At 67.0% G+C, this 19,388-nt stretch carries 16 protein-coding genes; 1 reads left to right on the plus strand and 15 read right to left on the minus strand.

Features of this window, described 5'->3' with window-relative positions; all coding sequences use genetic code 11:
• The 9 genes from ACOGJB_RS03105 to ACOGJB_RS03145 form a co-directional block, all read right to left on the minus strand.
• The gene (locus ACOGJB_RS03105; RefSeq protein ID WP_419839366.1) at positions 1 to 555 is read right to left on the minus strand and encodes a helix-turn-helix domain-containing protein; all 555 of its coding nucleotides are present in this window, start codon (positions 553 to 555) and stop codon (positions 1 to 3) included.
• Positions 556 to 889: 334 nt separating this feature from the next.
• Positions 890 to 1,282 carry a type II toxin-antitoxin system VapC family toxin gene (locus tag ACOGJB_RS03110; RefSeq protein ID WP_419839367.1) on the minus strand — a complete coding sequence of 131 codons (393 nt, stop codon included), beginning with the start codon at positions 1,280 to 1,282 and terminating at the stop codon, positions 890 to 892.
• A gap of 15 nt (positions 1,283 to 1,297) precedes the next feature.
• A complete protein-coding gene (locus ACOGJB_RS03115) occupies positions 1,298 to 1,582 on the minus strand; it encodes a type II toxin-antitoxin system Phd/YefM family antitoxin (protein ID WP_419839368.1) in 285 nt (94 codons plus the stop codon).
• A 42-nt stretch (positions 1,583 to 1,624) separates the two neighbouring features.
• Positions 1,625 to 2,047, minus strand: a complete 423-nt coding sequence (locus ACOGJB_RS03120; protein WP_419839369.1) for a MaoC/PaaZ C-terminal domain-containing protein — start codon at positions 2,045 to 2,047, stop codon at positions 1,625 to 1,627.
• Between the two features lie 51 nt (positions 2,048 to 2,098).
• On the minus strand, positions 2,099 to 2,638 hold the full coding sequence (locus ACOGJB_RS03125) for an FAS1-like dehydratase domain-containing protein (RefSeq protein ID WP_419839370.1): 540 nt from the start codon (positions 2,636 to 2,638) through the stop codon (positions 2,099 to 2,101).
• A gap of 87 nt (positions 2,639 to 2,725) precedes the next feature.
• Entirely contained in the window at positions 2,726 to 3,556 is an 831-nt protein-coding gene (locus ACOGJB_RS03130) for an alpha/beta fold hydrolase (protein ID WP_419839371.1), read from the minus strand.
• A gap of 4 nt (positions 3,557 to 3,560) precedes the next feature.
• A complete protein-coding gene (locus ACOGJB_RS03135; protein WP_419839372.1) occupies positions 3,561 to 4,856 on the minus strand; it encodes an O-acetylhomoserine aminocarboxypropyltransferase in 1,296 nt (431 codons plus the stop codon).
• Between the two features lie 103 nt (positions 4,857 to 4,959).
• The gene (locus tag ACOGJB_RS03140; RefSeq protein WP_419839373.1) at positions 4,960 to 7,311 is read right to left on the minus strand and encodes a xanthine dehydrogenase family protein molybdopterin-binding subunit; all 2,352 of its coding nucleotides are present in this window, start codon (positions 7,309 to 7,311) and stop codon (positions 4,960 to 4,962) included.
• A 51-nt stretch (positions 7,312 to 7,362) separates the two neighbouring features.
• Positions 7,363 to 9,609, minus strand: coding sequence for a CoA transferase (locus ACOGJB_RS03145; RefSeq protein WP_419839374.1), 2,247 nt, complete (start codon positions 9,607 to 9,609; stop codon positions 7,363 to 7,365).
• 85 nt (positions 9,610 to 9,694) lie between these two features.
• Here ACOGJB_RS03145 and ACOGJB_RS03150 point away from each other — a divergent pair, with 85 nt between their 5' ends.
• Complete coding sequence (locus ACOGJB_RS03150) at positions 9,695 to 10,489, plus strand: class II aldolase/adducin family protein (protein ID WP_419839375.1); 795 nt, start codon at positions 9,695 to 9,697, stop codon at positions 10,487 to 10,489.
• Positions 10,490 to 10,522: 33 nt separating this feature from the next.
• On the opposite strand, the gene ACOGJB_RS03155 is transcribed toward ACOGJB_RS03150, so the two are convergent.
• From ACOGJB_RS03155 to ACOGJB_RS03180, 6 genes are all read right to left on the minus strand, one after another.
• Complete coding sequence (locus ACOGJB_RS03155) at positions 10,523 to 12,271, minus strand: cation:proton antiporter (RefSeq protein WP_419839376.1); 1,749 nt, start codon at positions 12,269 to 12,271, stop codon at positions 10,523 to 10,525.
• A 64-nt stretch (positions 12,272 to 12,335) separates the two neighbouring features.
• A complete protein-coding gene (locus tag ACOGJB_RS03160; protein WP_419839377.1) occupies positions 12,336 to 13,763 on the minus strand; it encodes an NAD-dependent succinate-semialdehyde dehydrogenase in 1,428 nt (475 codons plus the stop codon).
• A 130-nt stretch (positions 13,764 to 13,893) separates the two neighbouring features.
• On the minus strand, positions 13,894 to 14,883 hold the full coding sequence (locus ACOGJB_RS03165) for a hypothetical protein (RefSeq protein WP_419839378.1): 990 nt from the start codon (positions 14,881 to 14,883) through the stop codon (positions 13,894 to 13,896).
• Positions 14,883 to 15,359, minus strand: coding sequence for an HIT family protein (locus ACOGJB_RS03170; RefSeq protein WP_419839379.1), 477 nt, complete (start codon positions 15,357 to 15,359; stop codon positions 14,883 to 14,885). The genes ACOGJB_RS03165 and ACOGJB_RS03170 overlap by 1 nt, the downstream gene beginning before the upstream one ends.
• A gap of 39 nt (positions 15,360 to 15,398) precedes the next feature.
• Entirely contained in the window at positions 15,399 to 18,671 is a 3,273-nt protein-coding gene (locus ACOGJB_RS03175) for a DUF499 domain-containing protein (protein WP_419839380.1), read from the minus strand.
• 137 nt (positions 18,672 to 18,808) lie between these two features.
• The gene (locus tag ACOGJB_RS03180; RefSeq protein ID WP_419839381.1) at positions 18,809 to 19,303 is read right to left on the minus strand and encodes a hypothetical protein; all 495 of its coding nucleotides are present in this window, start codon (positions 19,301 to 19,303) and stop codon (positions 18,809 to 18,811) included.
• Positions 19,304 to 19,388: the final 85 nt, after the last annotated feature.

Below are 19,388 nucleotides of genomic sequence, written 5' to 3' on the forward strand. Positions count from 1 at the left end.
CTAACGATTCGGTTCGCTGAATGCGACGAGTACCCGGGCGTCCACCAAAGCGCTGAGCCGGTGGCGGACAACCTGTTCTGTGTCGAGGGTGTCGCCCTCCTCGAGCTGGACCACTGTCCCGTCGGCGTCGCACGCGACGGAGCCACTGAGCACGTAGATCAATGTGTCGGCCCGCTCCGGATTGTCGATCTGGTGAGACCCACCGTCGTTGAGGCGTATCAAGGCGATACTCAGATCCAGGTCGTGGTGAGAGAGCACTCTGGCCGCGTCGCCGGGTGCGTCATCGAGGCTCGTCCGAAACACCCGATGGCCGCCGATCTGGGGCAGGAGCTCGGTTATGGTCAGATTCAGCGCTCGGACGATGCGCAACAGGACCGGAAGAGACACGCGGCAGGCGCCGCTCTCGATGTCACTCAGATGGCTGGTGGACACCTCAGCGTCATTTGCTACTTGACGCATGGAGCGGGCGAGTTCGCTACGTCGCTCGGCAAGCCTCGCGCCGACTTCCTGATTGATCGCGTCGAAGGAATCTCGTCCCGCTACCGCAGCAGCCATGTCGGGATTCTATTTGGGCGACCGCAGGCTCAGCCGGTGCTGAAGGCCCAGGGGATGAGCTCGGCGCCTCGCGGCTGGCAGCGCAGGTGGCAAGCACCCCAGCGTCAACCTGACCACGTTCGCGATCCTGCGCAGGTCGAACCGACGAGACAGCGCTTTAGCCCGTCATATCCGGCTCAAGGTGAGGGGCGCCGTAGAGCACGACGATCAACTTATATGAGCAATTGCGACGGTCGCCCTGTCGTAGATGTCGGCGCGCATCACCCAGCAGCCGCGACGTCACCCGCGCTCGTCGTACGAACGGCTCACGGTTTCGGCCGGCATCGCACAGGAATCAGCTTGGCGCGAGTGTCGGGATGCCGCACGCTCGCGCTGCGCGTGCCAGCCGCTCGTCGTAGGTGACGAGGCTTTCAAGTTCGCCACCGAGACTCAGCGCAGTAGCGAGATGGATTGCGTCCAAGCTGCGGAGTTCGGGGGGGTCGAGCAAGGCAGCCCGCTCGAGCAGCGGAGGCGTCAATTGCACAAGCGCCACAGTGCCCAAGAGTGAGCGTGCCCGGGCCCCGAAGGCGGGCGCATGGCGACGAACTGCTCGCATGAGCTCGGTACGTGTCAGATCGGATGAATACAGCGATCGCGGCGCATGGGTCAACCACGCTGCGAAAGCCGCCGAATCCGCTTCTTCGACAACCACTTTCACGAGTGCCGACGTGTCGCAGTAGAAGCTCACCGTTCGACGGCTGTGTCAGTACCGTTCCTCGGCCCGCATCTCCAGCAGCACCTCTGACAAACTACGTCCGGGCGGTGCCGGAGGGGGCGGCAGGAACTCTGCGATGTCGCGAGTCGCTGGCGTGGCCTCCCCGCGAGCGATCAACTCTTCAAGACGTGACCGACGCGGATTGCGAACGTGCGGAACCAGCCTCGCTACGGGCCGACCCCGGTTCGTCACTGTGATCTCCTCGCCGGCCTCAACTCGCGCGACAACCTCGGATGCATTCTGCTTCAGCTCCCGGATGCCGACTTCCGCCATGTTCTACATTGTAGCACATTGGCGGTGATGCCAAAGCGTCCCTCAGTCGTCGAGGCGGGCTGTGGCCTGGCCTGTGAGGACCGGGCGGTCGTCCTGGTTGGTGGTGGTGATGGTGAGGTCGGCCACTTTCTGGCCGTCCTCGTCGCGGATCTCGGCGACCTCGGCCTTTGCAGTGAGCGTGTCGCCAGGCCACACCTGGCTGGTGAACCGCACGCCGTAGTAGGTGAGGCGGCCGTCGCCGACGAAGTTGGTGACCATGCGGCCGGTCATGCCCATCGTGAGCATGCCGTGTGCGAACACTGTCGGGTAGCCCGCCACCTCGGTGACGAACTTCTCATCGGTGTGGACCGGGTTGTAGTCGCCAGATGCGCCTGCGTATTGGACGATCTGGGTACGGGTGAGGTCGTCGACGATCTCTTCGGAGTAGCTGTCGCCGACATTGAGCTGCGATGCGCTGAGTGCCATGTCTGGGTTCCTTTCTGGATGCTGGTCTGATTGGCGGGTTCCAGCGAACCGCTAGTTGTCGATGACCTTTTCGGTGACGACGCCGACGCCCTTGGCCGTGATGACCAGCTCGTCGTCCTCGTCGCGGTACTCGGTGACGGCCTCGGAGAATTTCAAGATGCCTGCCCGCTTGGACTGCTTCTCCCACCGCTCGCCGTCGTAGGTCACCGTGTGCAGCACGTCTCCGGGCTTCAGGTGCCGGTGATAGGTGAAGTGCTGCTCGGCGTGCAGACCGCCCGCAGCAGAGCCGGACTGCTTGTCGTCCTCGCGCTCATCTGCGACGTCCTCGCCGTCGGCCTCGGACAGGTCGCGCACCAAGGTGCCGGAGGCCGTGCGGCCGCTGCCGAACCACTTCTTGTCAGGCTTGGGGCGCAGGAAATAGTCGGGGTCGAATTGCGCGCTCGACTGCGCAAACGTCGGCGGCGCAATGATCGAACCGACCTCGGTGCCAGCGGCGTACTCAGCGTCGCTGTAGATCGCGTTCGTGTCGCCGATGGACCTCGCGAACATCAGGATGTGCGAGGCCTCCACGGGAAATCGTTCGACTGCCATGTCCGGCTCCTTTTTGCGGCAGGTCGCGTCTAGATGCCGCCGGCACATGATGGCAGCCGCACGCAACACGCGCACGGCCGATGTCGTCTATGCCAGAGCAGCTGCGAGCGCGGTGCGGACGGCGGCGGGGTCCTCGTTCATCATCATGTGCCCGGCACCGGCGAGGTGGACGACGTCGCAATTGGCAAAGTCCGCAATCAGCGGTGCTGCCGCCCGGGGCGGGGTCATCTTGTCCTCGCTGCCGACGATGACCGTCACTGGGCACATCACTCGTGCGGCAACGTCTCCGGCCTCGTAGGCAGCACACGCAGACAGGTCGGCGTGGATCACGCCGCCGTCGGCCCGCTCCAGCAAGGCGATTCCGCCGCCGACCATCCACAGCCCGGGCGTGGGGTTGGTGGCGACGTGCGCCCGGTTGCCGTGTCCCCATGCGGTCATGAGTTCGGGCGCCAAGAGCTCGTTCTTCTCGGCAGCACCCAGCAACGCCGGATGCACCGGCATCCCCGCGGCAGTGCCCATCAGGACCAACCGGGCAATCCGGTCCTGTTCCGCCGCAGCGGCTTCGGTGCAGATGAGCGAACCCATCGAATGGCCCACCAGGCGGACATCGTCGCAACTGAACTGCTCGCACACTGCGGTGATGGCCTCGCCGAGCCAGCCGGCCATCTCGGCCACTGAGCCGAGCGGCTCGCCCTTGCTGTTGCCGTGGCCTGGCAGATCGATGGCGAGCGGCGTGTAGCCGTGATGCGCCAGCCAGCGTGTCTGGAGCTGCCACACGGTGCGATTCATGCCGGCGCCGTGCACGAGCAGCACCACCGGTGCCCCAGACGCCGATGTCGCGTCGGGGATCACTCCCCCGGTGGCCACGCCGACGGATTGGCCGCGGACGTCAAGTGAAAATGCCTCAGTCGCTGTCATCGGCTCAACCCTTCTGGGAGGCCCGCAGGGCGCGGGACAGGTCCGAGATGATGTCGCCGGGATGTTCGAGACCGACCGACAAGCGCACCAGGTCCTCGCCGACCCCCGCAGCGGCAAGGTCTTCGGCGCTCATCTGCTGGTGGGTCGTGCTGGCGGGGTGGATCACGAGGGTCTTGGCGTCGCCCACGTTGGCGAGGTGGGACGCCAGCCGCACCCCCTCGATGAACCGTCGACCTGCTTCGCGCCCGCCTTCGACGCCGAAGCTCAGGATCGCTCCCGCGCCTTTTGGCAGCAGGCGTTTCGCCAGATCGTGATCAGGGTGCGACGGCACCGACGGATGGCTGACCCAGCTCACCGCGTCGTGGCTGGTGAGGAATTCGATCACCGCTTCGGTGTTGGCGACGTGGCGATCCATCCGCAGGGGCAGGGTTTCCAGTCCTTGCAAGAGGTAGAACGCCGTAGCGGGGCTCATCGCAGCGCCGAAGTCGCGCAAGCCCTCGGCTCGGGCTCGCATCGACAGTGCCTGGGGGCCGTACTCGTCGGTGAAGGCGATGCCGTGGTAGCCGGCGTAGGGCTCGCTGAGCGTCGGGAACTTGCCCGAGGCGGCCCAGTCGAAGCGTCCGCCGTCAACCACGACGCCGCCGATAGCGACGCCGTGACCGCCCATGAACTTCGTGGCGCTGTGCATCACGATGTCAGCGCCCAACTCGATCGGTCGCATCAGGTGCGGGGTGGTGAATGTTGCGTCGAGCATCAATGGCAGGTCGGCCTCGTGGGCAACGGCGGCTACAGCCGGTACGTCGAGCACCTCGATGTTGGGATTTCCCAGCGTCTCGCCGAACAGCACCTTGGTGTTGGGCTGGATGGCGTCGCGCCACGCGTCGAGGTCACGGGGGTCCACAAACGTCGTGGTGATGCCAAAACGGGGCAGCGTCAGGCTCAAGATGTTGTGAGTGCCGCCGTAGATGTTGCGGCTGGCGACGATGTGGTCGCCCGCAGATGCGATCGTGGCGCACGCCAAGTGGAACGCCGCCATGCCACTGGCGGTGCAGACCGCGCCGACGCCGCCTTCGAGCGCAGCGATGCGCTCTTCCAGCACCGAGACCGTCGGGTTGGAGATGCGGCTGTAGATATGGCCGGGGATCTCCAGGTTGAACAGGCTGGCCGCCTGTTCGGTGTCGGTGAAGCTGAACGACGTCGTCTGGTAGATCGGCACGGCCCGGGCGCCGGTGGTGGGGTCGGGCCGCTGACCGGCGTGCAGCGCCAGCGTGTCGAAGTGCAGGAAGTCCGGCTCGACCATGGGTGCCTCCAGGGGCGTGTGCGAGAACTCAAGTATTCAGCACGCGGGCGGCCCTGCCACCCGGCGCAGCGCGACGGCGTACCTGAGCCCTCCAGCCGTCAGGTCAGCTCGCGGCGGCGTTGACTGCTTCCCAGACACGCTGGGGCGAGACCGGGATGTCGATGTGGGTCACGCCGAGGTGCGCAACGGCATCGATGACGGCGTTCTGCACAGCGGGCGGGGCCGCAATGGCACCGTTCTCACCGATGCCGCGGGCGCCCAGCTCGTTGCGGTCGGTAGGGGTGCCGAGCCGAGCCGTCTCGATTGCCGGCACGTCTGGGGCTGCGGGGATCAAGTAGTCCACGAACGAGGTCGTGCGAGGCGTGCCGTCAGCGTCCCATTGGGCGAGCTCCATGAGCGCCTGGGAGATGCCCGCGACGGCTCCCCCGTGCTGCTGGCCCTCGACCGAGGTCTCGTGGAGCATCCGCCCGCAGTCGTCGACCGCTGCAAATGCGAGCAGACGGACGCGGCCAGTCTCCGCGTCGACCTCCACGGCAGCGGCGTGAGTGCCATAGGGGTGAGTCGGTCCGCTTCGCCGCTCAGTGGCGGTCACGCTGATGCCATCGGGTGCGGCCGTCGCGATGTCGGTCCAGTTGGCCAACCGGGACGGCACGCCGGCCACATGCGCTCCGTCGGGTGTGACCTCTATGTCGTCTGGGCTGGCTTCGAGCAATTCGGCCGCGACCTCGCAGATGCGGGCGCGCAATTCGGTCGCAGCTTCGGCGATCTGGCTGCCCAAGACAAACGATGTGCGTGAGCCGCCCGTGACGCCGCCCGAGGTGGATGTGGCGGAATCGGCATCGTTGACCCTCACCGCATCGGTGGCGACCCCAACCCTGGCGCTCGTAATCTGCGCCCACAGGCTGTGGTGGCCCTGGCCATGGCCGTGGCTGCCGCAGGTCACCAGCACGCTGCCATCGGCGCCCAGCTCCAGCGAGGCGTAGTCGGGATCATCTCCGCTGCCCGATGTCTGGCTGTAACAGCCGTATCCGACGCCGATCAGACTGGTCCGGCCGCCGCCGGCGCGGCGTTCCGCAGCGAGCGACCGCCAGCGCTTCGCGTCGATGAGGTCCTGGGCAGCCTGTAATGCCCCGTGCGGATCGCCGCTGTCGAGCGTGATGCCGGTGCCGGTGTCATACGGCAGCTCGCTGGCACCCAGCAGGTTGCGCCGACGCACATCGGCCGGGTCGAGGCCGAGCTTGCGGGCGCCGGCGTCGATGGCCCGTTCGAGCGCGGCGTTCACCTCGGGCTGGCCGGCGCCACGGTAGGCGCCGGTCGGCGGCGCATTGGTGACCGCTGACCCGATGCGGTAGCGCAGCCGCGGCACCCGGTACAGGCCGGTGCTCTGGCGGTAGCTGGCCGCGGTCAGCATCGGCGCCATGTGGGGGTAGGCGCCTGCGTCGCACCACATCACGACATCGATCCCGACGATGCGGCCGTCGGCGTCGAAGCCCATGCGGATGCGGTGCCGCTGACCGCGCCCGTAGGGCATCGAGATGAACTGCTCCTGGCGGCTTTCCACCCAGCGCACGGGGCGGTCCAGCAGCTGGGCGGCCCGTGCCACGACGAAGAACTCCGGCATGGGGTCGCCGCGGCCGCCGAAGCCGCCGCCGACATGGGGCTCTCGGACCCGTACGGCGGTCACCGGGATGCCCAGCATGCGGCGGTACAGGTACGGGGCGCTGTGCACGCCCTGGCCGGTGCTCCAGATGTCGAGTTCGCAATCGGGTGATGCTCCGTCGGCCAGCGGTGTCCCACGCATCATTTCGAACGGCGTCGCCACGATGGCGCACGGCTCGATCGGCACCGAGCTGATGCGGCCGTTCTCGCACACCAGCTCGACCACGCAGTGCGCTCCCGCACAGGGATCCTCGCCGGTCTCGGCCGGCGGCGCTGCGGGATCGTCAAGCTCGGTGGGCGCTGACAGGAACCCCCCGCTGTCAGGCGGGTCCAGCGGGTGCACCACATTGGTGCCGGCATCGGGGTAGAGCAGCACGTCGTCGGCCGCAGCCAGCTCGACGTCGATGACCGCCGGCAGCTCATCGATGTCGACGACGACGAGTTCTGCAGCGTCAAGGGCACTGGCCGGCGACTCGGCCAGAACCACCGCTACCGGTTCGCCGACGAACCGGACTCGTCCCTGCGCCAGCAGCGGTCGCGCCATCTGACCGCCCATCGTGGTGGCGCGGTAATACTCGAGCGGCTCCAGCCCGAGTCCCGCCGCTTCGAAGACGGCAACCACGCCAGCAGCCTGTTCGGCCTCGCGCATATCGACGCTGCGCAACTCGCCGTGGGCCGCCGTCGAGCGCACGAACGCAGCGTGCAGGCAGCCGTCTGGCAGCGGCAAGTCGGCAGTGAAGCGAGCCGTCCCGCGCAGCATCGGAACATCCTCGGACGCGAGTCGAGCAGTCGCCATGCCGTCACCGTAGTGACGTTGTTTGCGCGATACGAGCCGGAATCGGTGGTCTCAATCGGCCGCTGCGGGCTGCGTGGCGGCACTCTGGCGTGCGGTGAGCTCGGCGTCGATCTCGCCATGATGCTCGTCGAGAAACGGGGCGCGGCGCATCGTCACGCCGATGCCGCCGATGAGGGAGCCGAGCTGGGTCATCGGGCCCCATTCGGTTTCGCCGAACTCGACGACGTGACTGTTCTCGATTGCAACCTGAGACCCGACGAAGCCCCGCCGCTCGACCGGCAGGTCGCTGGTGCCCTCGGGCGTCGTCTGATGCCAGACCCACTCGGGGCCGTCGGCACCCGGTATCTCGACGTAGGTGCGGTCGGCTCCGGCGCCCCGGTAGTCCATGCCGCCCGTCTCAGCTTCCGGTCGCCCGGGGTACTGCACGAACTCGGCTGCTTGGGCCGCCATGACGGTCTGGGTGAGCGAGGTGCGCACGGTACGGCCCTCACCGTCGCCGAGCCGCCGGTACAGCGAGCACAGCACGCCGAACGCAGCGATCATCGGGGTCGCGGCGTCATGTACCGGCACGGTCAGGAACACCGGTTCGTCATCGCCCCCCTGCGCAGCCATGATCCCGCCCAGCGCCTGCAGCAGCGGATCGAAGGCCGGCACATCTGCCATCGAGGGGTCGCGTCCATAGCCGGGACTCTTCACCAGCACCGCATCAGGACGGATGCGGCGCAAGTCGTCATCGGAGACGCCGAGACGTGCGGCCACCCCAGGTCGGAAGTTCTCCACGATGAGGTCGGCGTCGGCGACGAGCTGAGCCATGACCGCGTGTTCGGCGGTGTCCTTGAGGTTGAGACAGATCGAGCGCTTGGATTGGTTCCAGCCGTTGAAGTACGGGCCGAGCACACGGAATGGGTCCCCACCCGGCTGCTCGATCTTGGTGACCTCGGCACCGAGCATCGCCAGATGGCGAGTGATGACCGGGCCGGCGATGAACGAACTGAGGTCGACTGCATTCACTCCTCGCAGCGGCGCCTCGCCGCCTGCGGCCGAGGCAGGTGCCGTCTGTGCGGGCCACGCGCCCTCGTCAATCTCAGCTTGGACGTCTCGGGTGTGCTCCCCCAGCCGTGGCGCCGGGCGCAGCTCGACCTCGTCGCAGCCGTCGATCCACATCGGTTGCGCCGGTGTGCGCACGGCCCCGAGTTCGGGGTGCGCCACAGTGGTCACGAGCCCGTTGGCGGCTGCAAGCGGTGAGGCGATGAACTCCTCGCGCGTCTGGGCCGGCTGGCACGGGACGTCGTGGGCGCTGAAGATCTCGAGCCAGTCATCGAGGGGGCGGGCAGCGAAGGCATCCTCCAGGATGGGCGTGATCTCCGCCAGCGGCTCAAGGTCGAGCAGTCCCCACGGCGGGTTGGGGAAGCGCTCATCTTCGAGCAGATCCTCCCGGCCGATGGCGCGCAGCATTGCCACGTAGAAGGGATACGTGCCGCAGGCGACGAACATCCAGCGGTCGTCGGCGGCCCGGAACAGCCGGTACACCGGAAGCCGGCCGGCCGAGCCCAGCGGGCACGAACCGTCACGATCCAGCCCGGCCATCTCGGGCACCTCAAAGTCGCCGATCTGCATGGCGCCCGAGCCGGACACTTCCGAGACGGTGTAGACGTGTGCTGCGCCGTGCGCCCGGCGGGCGTACAGGCCTGCTGCAGCAGCCATCGCCCCCAGCATCCCGGCCCCGTAGGAGGCGAGCGGCACCACCAGCTCGACAGGACCTTCGGAGTAGCTGATCTGGTTCCAGCCGATGCCGGTGACCGCAGCAACCTGCGATGGCGTGCCCGCACGGGTTGCGTAGGGCCCTTCGTCTCCCCAGGTCGGGCATGAGATGATCACCACGCCCGGTGCGACCGCCCGCACCGCAGACGCAGTCGGCCCGTCGGGCACGAACACGACATCGGCGGCGGCCAGCAGCTGGCTGAGCGTCGGTGTGTCGAGCGTGGCTGCGGTCGGGCGCAGGATGCCGGGCAGTGACGCCGGCGGGCCGGTGGTGCCCACCGGCAGTGGTGCCCGCTCCCACTCGACGCCGTCGAGCACCACAGAGCGCTTGTTGCGGCTCACGGCCTGGAAGCCTGGGTCGCTGCGGTACGGATCGCCGCGGGGCGGCTCGACCTTCACCACAGCAGCGCCTTGGTCCGCGAGGAAGCGCGCTGCATACGGTCCGGCGATGCCGGTGGTCAGCTCGACGACACGAACCCCGTCGAGGCACCTCACCGGTGCGTCACTGCTTGGCGGGACACCATCAGCGCTGCTCACCGTGATGACTGTAGAGGCACGATTCCTCAGCGTCCCGGGTCTGCGTTCTCGGTCACCGTGACTCCTGCGTCGTACGATGTCGTCCGTGACGACGACCACCGACACCACCGCAGACCCGTTCACCGAGATCCCGATCCCGGAGGCCCCGACGTTCGACACGATCGAGGCCGAACGCCAGCACCGCAAGGAGCGCCTCGCGTCGGTGTACCGGGCGTTCTCGCTGTTCGGGTTCGAAGAGGGCGTTGCCGGCCATGTGACCGCACGCGACCCCGAGCTGACCGATCACTTCTGGGTCAACCCGTTCGGCGTCGGGTTCGGCCAGATCAAGGTGTCGGACCTGCTGCTGGTCGACCACGACGGCAACATCGTGGAGGGGCGCTACCCGCTGAACCAAGCGGCGTTCGCCATTCACAGTGAGGTGCACAAGGCCCGGCCCGACGTGATCGCAGCGGCGCATACCCATTCGCTGTACGGCAAGACCTGGTCGAGCCTGGGACGCCTGCTCGACCCGCTCACCCAGGACGCGTGCGCGTTCTACGAGGATCATGCTCTCTTTGACGACTTCACCGGCGTGGTGCTCGACACGTCCGAAGGCAAGCGCATCGGCCAAGCGCTCGGCAGCTGCAAGGCCGTGATCCTGCAGAACCACGGGCTGCTCACGGTGGGCCAAACCGTCGAAGAGGCCGCATGGTGGTTCATCACCATGGAGCGCACCTGCCAGAGCCAGCTCATGGCCGAAGCGGCCGGCACGCCGATCCCGATCCGCCACGAGTCCGCCAAGCTCACGGCGACGCAAACCGGCAGCCCACTGGCCGGCTGGTTCAGCTACCAACCGATCTACGACAAGGTCCTCGAGCGCGACCCCAGCTTCCTCGACTGAACCGCCCCCGGCGGCATGTGGCCGCCGTGGCAGCTAGGAGTCTTCCTCTTCAGGCCGGGGCACCTCTGCGTGCAACACGGCGTGGGTGACAGCCTCGGTTGCCGGCTCGGGCAGCTCGAAGTGGCCGAGGGCATGGGCAATGAGCGCATCGAGGGCGGCCTGCCGCTCTGCGACGACGTGGTCGACCAGGCCATCTCGCTCAAGATCCGCAGCATCGGCAGGGTCTGCCGCCCACGCCAGCACGATCACATCAGGGTTGTGCTCGCGTGCGATGCGGGCGAACTGCTCGACAACTGACGGCGGGCTGTCCACCGCGAGCACGATCCGGGCGTCACGCAGGCCCGCCCGGTCCGCTATGAGGTGCCGCGAGACGTCGCCGGTCAGCACCCGTCGGCCCGTCGAGACACCCCAGCGCTGAGCTTCGGGGTCGATCGACACGATCGTGTACGGGATGTGTGCCAGCTCGAGGGCGCTGACGATGCGGCGCGCCCGGGGACCGAATCCGTTCACGACGGCGTGATCCTGCAGCGGCTCGTGCTCGGCGGCGTCTGCGGTGTCATCGAGGTCGACCGCGGGGCGGCGAGCGGGACTGTCGCTGTTCGCCGCCTCGAGCCGTCCTGCGAGTGATTCGCCCCATCGCACCCCGAACGGGCTGAATGCCATCAGCAGCACGGTGACCGCAATGAAGGCGTCGGTGCCGTTGGCGAGGCCGGCCGGAACGAGCCCGGCTTCCTCGCCGGCCCGTTCGAGGACGAAGGAGAATTCGCCGACCTGTGCCAGCACCAGTGCCCCCGACACGACCACCGCACGAGGCTGGCGCAGCAGCAGTGCGGCCGATGCGGTCGCGAACAGCTTGATGACCACGACGCCGATGGCGAGGCCGATCACCAGCGGCAAGTTGCGGGCGAGGTAGCCGACATCGAGCAGCATGCCGATCGACACGAAGAACGTGGCCGAGAACAGGATCTGCAGCGGCATCACCTCGCCCAGCGCCCGCGCGGCGACGCGGCTCTCGCTCACCATCAGCCCGGCAAGGAACGCCCCGAGCGAGATGGACACGTCGAGCAGGCTCGTCAGGTACGCCGTGCCGAAACAGATCGCCAGGATGGCCAGCAGGAATACCTCGTGGGACTGGAATCGAGAGACGTAGCGCAGGAGCGCCGGCATCAGCGTGCGAGCCGCGACGATCACCGCGACGACGATGCCTGCCGCCTTGGCGAGCGCGAGCAGGGCGCTTACGGGACCGGTGGTCTGCCCGCCGAGCAACGGCACGGCCAGCACCATGGCGACGATTGCCAAGTCCTGGAAGATAAGCAGTGCGATCGACATGTTGCCGGTCGGCGTTGTGGTCGCCCGCCGTGCGGCCAGCACCTTGAGCACGATGGCGGTGCTGCTGAGCGACACAAGCAAGCCGGTGAACACTGCCGTGCGCCATTCGACGCCGAAGGCGACAACGATCGCGGTGACGATGCCTGTGGTGAGCCCGACCTGGCTCGCCCCTCCGATCAGGAACATCGACGCGAGCTGTCGCACCCGTTCGAGGCTGAACTCGATGCCGAGCGTGAACAGCAGGAGCATCACCCCGATGTCAGCCGACTGGTTGACCAAGTCGATGTCGCTGATGATGCCGATTCCGCTGGGGCCGATGACCGCACCCGCGGCGAGGAAGCCAACGATCGGAACGACGCCGATGCGCGCCGACACGAAGGCGATCAGTGTCCCCGCAACCAGCATGATTGCCAGTTCGGTCAATAGCGGCGGTGCCGACGCAGCAAACAGCACTTGAGGGCAAGGCTATGGGTGTGTGCGCCTCAGGGTTCGAGCGGCCACCCTATGGCAGGCCGGGCTACCACTCTGCGGCGATGTACTGGGTCTCGCAGAACTCGTAGATGCCCTCGCTGGCGCCCTCTCGGCCGAGGCCCGACTGCTTCATGCCCCCAAACGGAGCAGCGGGGTCGGACACTGCGCCGCGGTTCAGGCCGATCATGCCGGCTTCGATGCGTTCGCTGACCGCAAGGCCCTTGGCGAGGTCTTGCGTGTACACGTAGCCGATCAGGCCCATCTCGGTGTCGTTCGCGGCAGCGATCATGGCGTCGGTGTCGGTGAAGCTGGAGATGGGTGCGACAGGGCCGAAGATCTCCTCACGGGTGATGGGCGCGCCCGGTTCGACGCCGCCGAGCACCGTCGGCTCGTAGAAGAACCCCGGGCCGTCGATGGCGCTGCCGCCGGTGACGGCGGTCGCTCCCGCGTCGAGCGCCGAGCGCACCAGCCGGTCGATGTTGTCGACTGAGGCGGCGTTGATCATCGGACCGCAGCTGACGTCGGGATCGCTGCCGTTGCCGACCTTCATGGCGCCCATAGCCGTCGCCAGGCGCTCAACGAATTCATCATGAGCTGGCGCTTCCACGAAGAAGCGATTGGCGGCCGTGCAGGTTTCGGCCGAGTGGCGCATCTTGGCGACCATGGCGCCCGCGATGGCGGCCTCGAGGTCGGCGTCGGCAAAGACGATGAAGGGTGCATTTCCACCGAGCTCCATGACCACCTTGAGCACCCGGTCGGCGCAGCGCTTCAGCAGCACCCGGCCGACTTCGGTGGAGCCGGTGAATGACAGCATTCGCACGGCCCGGTGGTCGACTACGGCGTCGAGCCAGGCACCGGAGTTCGACGTGGGCACCAGGTTGACGACGCCGGGCGGCACTCCGGCCTCGGCCAGCAGCTCGGCGATGCGCAGCGAGGTCAGCGGGGCCTCCCGGGGCGGCTTGATGACCACTGCGTTGCCGGCAGCCAGCGCCGGGGCGAGCTTGCGGGTGATCATCGCCGCGGGGAAATTCCAAGGCGTGATCATCGCCACGACACCCACCGGGGGGTGGCGGGTGATGATCCGGTTCGCTCCTGAGGGGGCGACGCTGATCGATCCGTGGATGCGCACAGCTTCCTCGGCGTTCCAGCGGAAGAACTCTGCCGCGTAGGCCACCTCGCCGGCGGCGTCAGCGCGGGGCTTGCCGTTCTCGAGGGTGATGAGGTCGGCCAGCTCATCGGTGTGCTCAACGAGTATCCGGTGAGCGTCCCGCAGGATCTCCGAGCGAACCCGCGGCGGCTCGGCTGCCCACCCCGGCTGCGCGGCATCGGCAGCATCGCACGCTGCGACGGCGTCGGCCGGGGATCCCGCTGCGACGCTTGCCGCGACGCCGCCGGTGGCGGGGTCGAGCACGTCGATGCGGCTTGCTGCGTCTCCAGCCAGCCAGTTGCCTCCGATGAGCATGTGCGTCTGCATGGCGTCAGCATCCCAAATCCGCCGCTCGCCCCGCGCCACAGCCAGCTAGCGACCGTAACTCCAGGACCGTTGCGGCGATGACCGGGTGCCGATGCGACGACTCGGCCCGGCGCTGCCGAGCAGGGGATGCTCAGCCGCCGTAGTGCTGCATTCCGCGCTCACGTGAGCGCATCTCGGCGACAGCTCGCTGCGCGTCGCCGATCGCGTGCTCCAGCTCGGCGATCACCGCGTCTGCATCGGAAGTGAACTCCAGCTCTTCGACGAGGGTCGCGAGGCGGCCCTGCGACCGCCACGCAGCGAACTTGGCCCACTCGGTCCACAGCGTCTCGTGGTCGTCGACCTCGATGAGGTCGCAAGTGCGGCTTTGCTCGTCGATGGTCGTGTCGGTCGCCACGTACCCGTTCACCATCGAGATCCGTTCGCACATCTCGTCGAGCGGCCCGGCGCGGTGCACCACCATGTCGCCGTGCAGAGCAATGGCGTATCCGGCCCCCGCGAAGTCGGGAGCGACCGTGCGCGCTGCGGGGACCTGCTGGCCGGCGTCGGCCAGATCGGCGGCTTCGTGCTTGGTGCCCCCGAACCACTCGAAGCGGCCCCCGGCGACATCGGCCGGGTCGGTCACGGCCAGCACGTAGTCGAGCGGCAGCGTGTCGTGATGCCACTTGTCGATGGCCCTGTCGATCTGTGACGGCTCGTAGTTGAGGTGGCCGAGGTGCACCGGCATCGGGTGCGGTGCGATTTCGATGCCGTAAATGGCTTCGAGGTGCGCCGTGACCTCCGGGCTGAGGCACAGGTCGCGCAGCCAGCGTGAGCGGTAGCAGCCGCCACGCACGGTTCGCTCGATCCGCTCCCCTGCCGGCCGGGTGAAGCACCGCAGCCGCCGGGCCGTCTCCAGCATGACCGCTGCGCCCTCGTCGCTCAGCATCCGGAACGGCGACGACAGCGCAACCGGCGTGGCCTTCGTGGCGATCTCGGCAGCGTCGTAACCCAGATCGGCCAGCATCAGCACCTCAGCCGGTCCCTCGAGCTGCAAGTGCTGTTCCGGGTCGAACGCCGGCTCGCCCTCCAGCCACTCATACCCCCGCGGCTGCGTCTGCGGAAACGGAATTGCTTCGCCCACTAGCGCCCTTCCCTTGCGTTGATCTTTGCGGCCACTGCTGCCAAGTGTTCGTTGTCTGCCTTCCTGGATGCGATCTCAGTCGTCACGTAGCCGGGGTATGTCTCAAAGTACTGGTGGCTGCGGGCGGTTGTCTCGGGCTCGGGGCCCGGCGTCACGCCGACGGTCTCGTGCAGCGGGATGACCTTGGCGTGCAGGTGGTCGATCATCATTCCCTCGAACACGACAGCACAGCGGTCCACGTCGTCATACGTCGCGGCGATCTTCGCCGCGAGGTGGCGCGCCGCCTCGAGCAGGCCTGCCGCCACATCGGCGTCCACTCGGGCGATGTCGCTCGGGTGGTGCAGCTTTGTGATGACCACGCTGAAACCCTCGGTGTTGGGGAAGACGTCCAAGAAACCGAGATGGACTTCATCCTCATACACGAGATGGCACGGCTCGTCCCCGACCACGATCCGGCAGAAGATGCATCCCTCCACGCGCAGCATTCTGCTCGCCGCAACCGCGAGGCGAAACGGCTATTCGAATTCGGCGGCTCGGGCGTCGAGGCTCTGGGCGTTTTCGCTCACCGTTCGGCGGATGCCGTCGTCGTAGCCGTCAGTATTCGTGGCCCGTAACTCGAGTTCGAGTTGCACCTCTGGCCCGAGATGTGCAGCAATGTGCTCGAGGATGTCTCCGAGCTGCTGTGCGCCTCGAATCCTGTCGAGATGGAACTGGGCGTAGAACTGCGTGGGGTTAGGACGATCATCGCCGCCGGAGTCCGGATCCCGACGCTCGCCACCTTGACCCTTCTCACCCCCAGGCGTGTCTTCACCCCCTGGGCCGATCGGCTCCTCTTCGCCGGGATCGACTGGCACTGGCGGCGCAGGTACGTAGTCGGGGTGTATCAGCAGCCCGCTGGCCGGCAGTGTGACGTGCTGCGCTGTGTGGATACCGACCCAGGTATCGCCGTCATGCGCTTCGGCGTAAGCAAAAGTCTCCTGCTGCCAGTTCAGTCGGGACGCGCCATCGCTGACGGCATGATCGAGCACGTCACGTGAGGTGAGGCGGGGCATGTACGGATAGCGGGCGTATGCCTCCCACAACGCTGCGACCGAAACGTCGCCTCGCTCGGTCCACAGTCCGTGCCTGTCGAGGTCCATGCGGACCCGCACTCCGGCGTAGCGGCCGATCAGCTTCTCTTCCGTGCCCAGCTTGCGGCTGATCCGCTCGCCGATGTCGCCCGTCGTAGTCGCTCTCGTGGACTGCCAGTCGATGTCCGCGGTGCCGGGGGATCGAGAGGGCACCAGCACTTGGGTGAAGGTTTCTGCAATGAGGCTGTCGACCTGCTTGGACGCATCGGTCAGCTTGCTGTCGGCTTGCTGCTTCTGCTGGGCGGTGAGATCCAGCGGGAGATGGTCCTTGACGATTGACCTCCACGCCAAGAACGACCGGGCCGCCCCGCGCAACTCCGCGAGTCGGTTCGCGGCAGCGGCCACGAACACGAGCAGGTTCTGATTCAGCCTCGGGCCGGCGTCCCGCTGCGTCACAACGCGTGCTGCCAGCTTGATGGCCGGCGAATTCTGGTCCCCGGTCGAGTGGGTGGCGTCGGGCTCCAGCACGACCAGATGGGTGCCGTCGTCGTTGTCGGGCACGTCACCTGGTCCGGCGACGAAAGGATGCACAGCTACGAAGTTGCCCCGGTCCCGTTGGGCGGCGATCCGGCCGCGAACCTCATCGTCGGCGTCGCGGTCGCTGAAGTTGGATGCAGCCCTGTCGGCCGCGATTCGAGTGACGTTGGGAATCAGCGAGTACCAGTACTGCGATCCGTCGACATACAGGTGTGTGGCCTGATCAGAAAGACGGCGCAGCGCGTCAGCGAATTGACCAGTGGGTTCGCCCGGCTGAACGCAGCCCAGCACCACCGACTTCACGTCCACGCCGCGCTTGCCGTCGGGCCGTGGCGCCGAGCCCATGTACACAGTGCGAGCCGCTCGCCTGGTTGCCGACAACCGGCCGAAGTGCGAGAACGTCTTGTCGATGCTCAGCGGCAGCGCATTAGGCCCGTCGACGTCCGACTTGATGACCGGGTCCCAGCCTTCCTCCAGGTATTTCTTCAGTTCGCTCGCGACCCCAGCGGAATCCATAGGCAGGTTGCCCGGCATGATCAGCAGCGACTGGTCGCCCCGCTGCCACAGCTGCGAGATGACGATCGCCATCAGCCGCAGCACACCACGGGTCCGCTGGAATTTGTCGAGCGCCGACCAGTCCTCGAAGAGACGGTCGAACAGCTCGGGGTGGATCGGGTACGAGAGTTCCATGCGCCGCCGGTAATCGGCCTCGCCTTTGCCCAGCGGGAATTCGCCGGCGGCGTCGTGGTACATCTCGCTGAAGGCTCGGATGACGCCGTCGCGCACCCGCGCATTCGCCGGCGAGATGGAGTCGAACAACCGTCGCCGCACGATCTCGAACGACTCGTCCGCTGAAGCCGGCTGCCATGGCGTCGCAGTGCGGTCGACGACGTTCTTGAGCCGTTCCATCGCTGTATGGCCACGCGGCCCGCCGGTCTCGATGTCCGATGCGGGGATCGTCACCAGCACCACGACGTTTTCCGACGCGGACGCCGCCTCGGTGAGCGCTTGGGCGAAGGTGAATTGGGTGTCGAAGTCGCCAGCGGCGACGCGCCGGCCGTCAGCGCCCGCGTCAGGCAGCTGCCGGGCATATGCCACCCACTCGTCGATCAGCACGACTGCTGGGCCGTAACGGCGGAACAGCTCGCGCAACTTCTCACCCGGGTTAGTTCCGGCTTCGTCATCGGTGCGCAGCAACTCGTAGCCCTCCTGGCCGCCGAGCTGGTAGGCGAGCTGCCCCCACATCGTGTGCAACGCCGTGTCGTCGCTCACCCGTTTGGGATCGGCGACCGACATGACCTGCCCCACGAGGACGGCCCGGTTGACCTTCGCTGGCAGCTCGACATCGGCCTCCGCCAGCATCTCCGAAACGCCTGACAGCCTCGCCGCCGGCACACCGGACGCCAGATGGTGCAGGGCGATCATGCTGTGGGTCTTGCCGCCGCCGAAGTTGGTCTGCAGCTCGATGACCGGTGTGCCGCCATTGCCAGACAGACGCCGGGCCGCCCCGACCAGCAGTTCCCGCAGCCCGACCGTCAGGTACGTTCGAGCGAAGAATGCCCCAGGGTCCTGATACTCGTGATCGGCGGTGCCCTGAGACACCTCATACAGATCCGCGGCGAATTCGGCTTGGTCGAACCGGCCTGTTTGCACGTCGCTGTGGGGCGTGATGACCTCCCGCCACGGCGTCAGTCCCGCCTGGGGCTGACCCTCGGTGGGCTTGGCGGCAGTGCGGCGCCGCTCAGAGCGCGCTTCTTCGTCGAACATCTGCCGCATGAGGTCGCGGCGTGAGTTGCGAATCTGCTGACGTTCTTCGGTGTTGCCGAATGCCTCGAGCAACCGTTCCATCGAGTCGAGCGCTCGGGCGGTGTCATCGGTGGAGAACTGCTGCTTGTGCGCCCAGTTGTTGCGGGTTTCAGCCACTTCGAACACGAGCGACCGAATCGCGGGCGAGAAGCCGTGCCCGAAGATCTCGTTCCATGTGGCCTTCATGCCATTCAGCACAAAGGCGATGTCCGACGTGGTGCCCCCATCGCGCGCGTTGCCGCGCATCTGGTTGCGCAGCTGGTCCAGCCAATCGTCGCCGTAGAAGCCCTGCCAAGTCTGCTCGCACTTGGGCCGAAGCCCGTGAGCCAGCAGGTCGAGCGCCTTCGACACCCGCTCAGCGTTCGCCATCACCATGGAATGCACACCTCTCGACGACCGGCAGCACAGGCAGCCGCCACATCATTCCACCGGGCTGTCACATCTCGCGCCGCCGAGGCGCGCCCGGCCAGTACGCCTCGGCCGATGCCGTGAACTCGCTCAGCCGTTGGGCGTCAAGCCGGACCGATTGCTGCGGGCACGATGGCGGCCTGGAACGCTTCAATCCGGTTCACCACAGCCCGGAGGTCGACACGCAGCTCGTCGATGCGACGATCCACGGCATCAACGCGCTTGTCGACGGCGTCGATCTTGACGTCGACTTTGTCGAAGCGGGAGTCAACGGCTTCGAATCGTGAATCCACCGCCTCAAACCGTGAATCCACGATGTCGAAACGCGAGTCCACAGCGTCAAACCGTGAATCCACCGTGTCAAACCGTGAATCCACGATGTCGAAACGTGCGTCAATACGTGCATCCACCGCGTCGAAACGTGCGTCAAATCGGGCCCCTTGGGCGTCGCGGAGCTGATCGCCCGTATCGAAGCGGGCGTTCAACAACTCGATGGCACGCTGGAATCCGAATTTGATGATTGCCCACGAGCCGCCCGCGACCGTGACAACGACGGCCAAGAAAATCGTCAGCAGCGGCGGGACGCTTGCCCAGTCCATGGGTCAACCCTACGCGATGCGAATGATGCCGCAAGCGCATTTTGAGCCTTCGCGTTCTCGTGGGACCGGGGCTGCCGAGGTCAAG

The sequence above is a fragment of the Candidatus Poriferisodalis sp. genome (assembly GCF_965208895.1).
In the GTDB taxonomy this organism is placed as follows: domain Bacteria; phylum Actinomycetota; class Acidimicrobiia; order Acidimicrobiales; family Poriferisodalaceae; genus Poriferisodalis.

Bases quoted from the DNA above. Each gene is read 5' to 3' on its own strand.
- ACOGJB_RS03105 (WP_419839366.1), bottom strand. From the start codon at position 555: ATGGCTGCTGCGGTAGCGGGACGAGATTCCTTCGACGCGATCAATCAG.
- ACOGJB_RS03115 (WP_419839368.1), bottom strand. From the start codon at position 1,582: ATGGCGGAAGTCGGCATCCGGGAGCTGAAGCAGAATGCATCCGAGGTT.
- ACOGJB_RS03120 (WP_419839369.1), bottom strand. From the start codon at position 2,047: ATGGCACTCAGCGCATCGCAGCTCAATGTCGGCGACAGCTACTCCGAA.
- ACOGJB_RS03125 (WP_419839370.1), bottom strand. From the start codon at position 2,638: ATGGCAGTCGAACGATTTCCCGTGGAGGCCTCGCACATCCTGATGTTC.
- ACOGJB_RS03130 (WP_419839371.1), bottom strand. From the start codon at position 3,556: ATGACAGCGACTGAGGCATTTTCACTTGACGTCCGCGGCCAATCCGTC.
- ACOGJB_RS03135 (WP_419839372.1), bottom strand. From the start codon at position 4,856: ATGGTCGAGCCGGACTTCCTGCACTTCGACACGCTGGCGCTGCACGCC.
- ACOGJB_RS03140 (WP_419839373.1), bottom strand. From the start codon at position 7,311: ATGGCGACTGCTCGACTCGCGTCCGAGGATGTTCCGATGCTGCGCGGG.
- ACOGJB_RS03160 (WP_419839377.1), bottom strand. From the start codon at position 13,763: ATGCAGACGCACATGCTCATCGGAGGCAACTGGCTGGCTGGAGACGCA.
- ACOGJB_RS03175 (WP_419839380.1), bottom strand. From the start codon at position 18,671: ATGGTGATGGCGAACGCTGAGCGGGTGTCGAAGGCGCTCGACCTGCTG.
- ACOGJB_RS03180 (WP_419839381.1), bottom strand. From the start codon at position 19,303: ATGGACTGGGCAAGCGTCCCGCCGCTGCTGACGATTTTCTTGGCCGTC.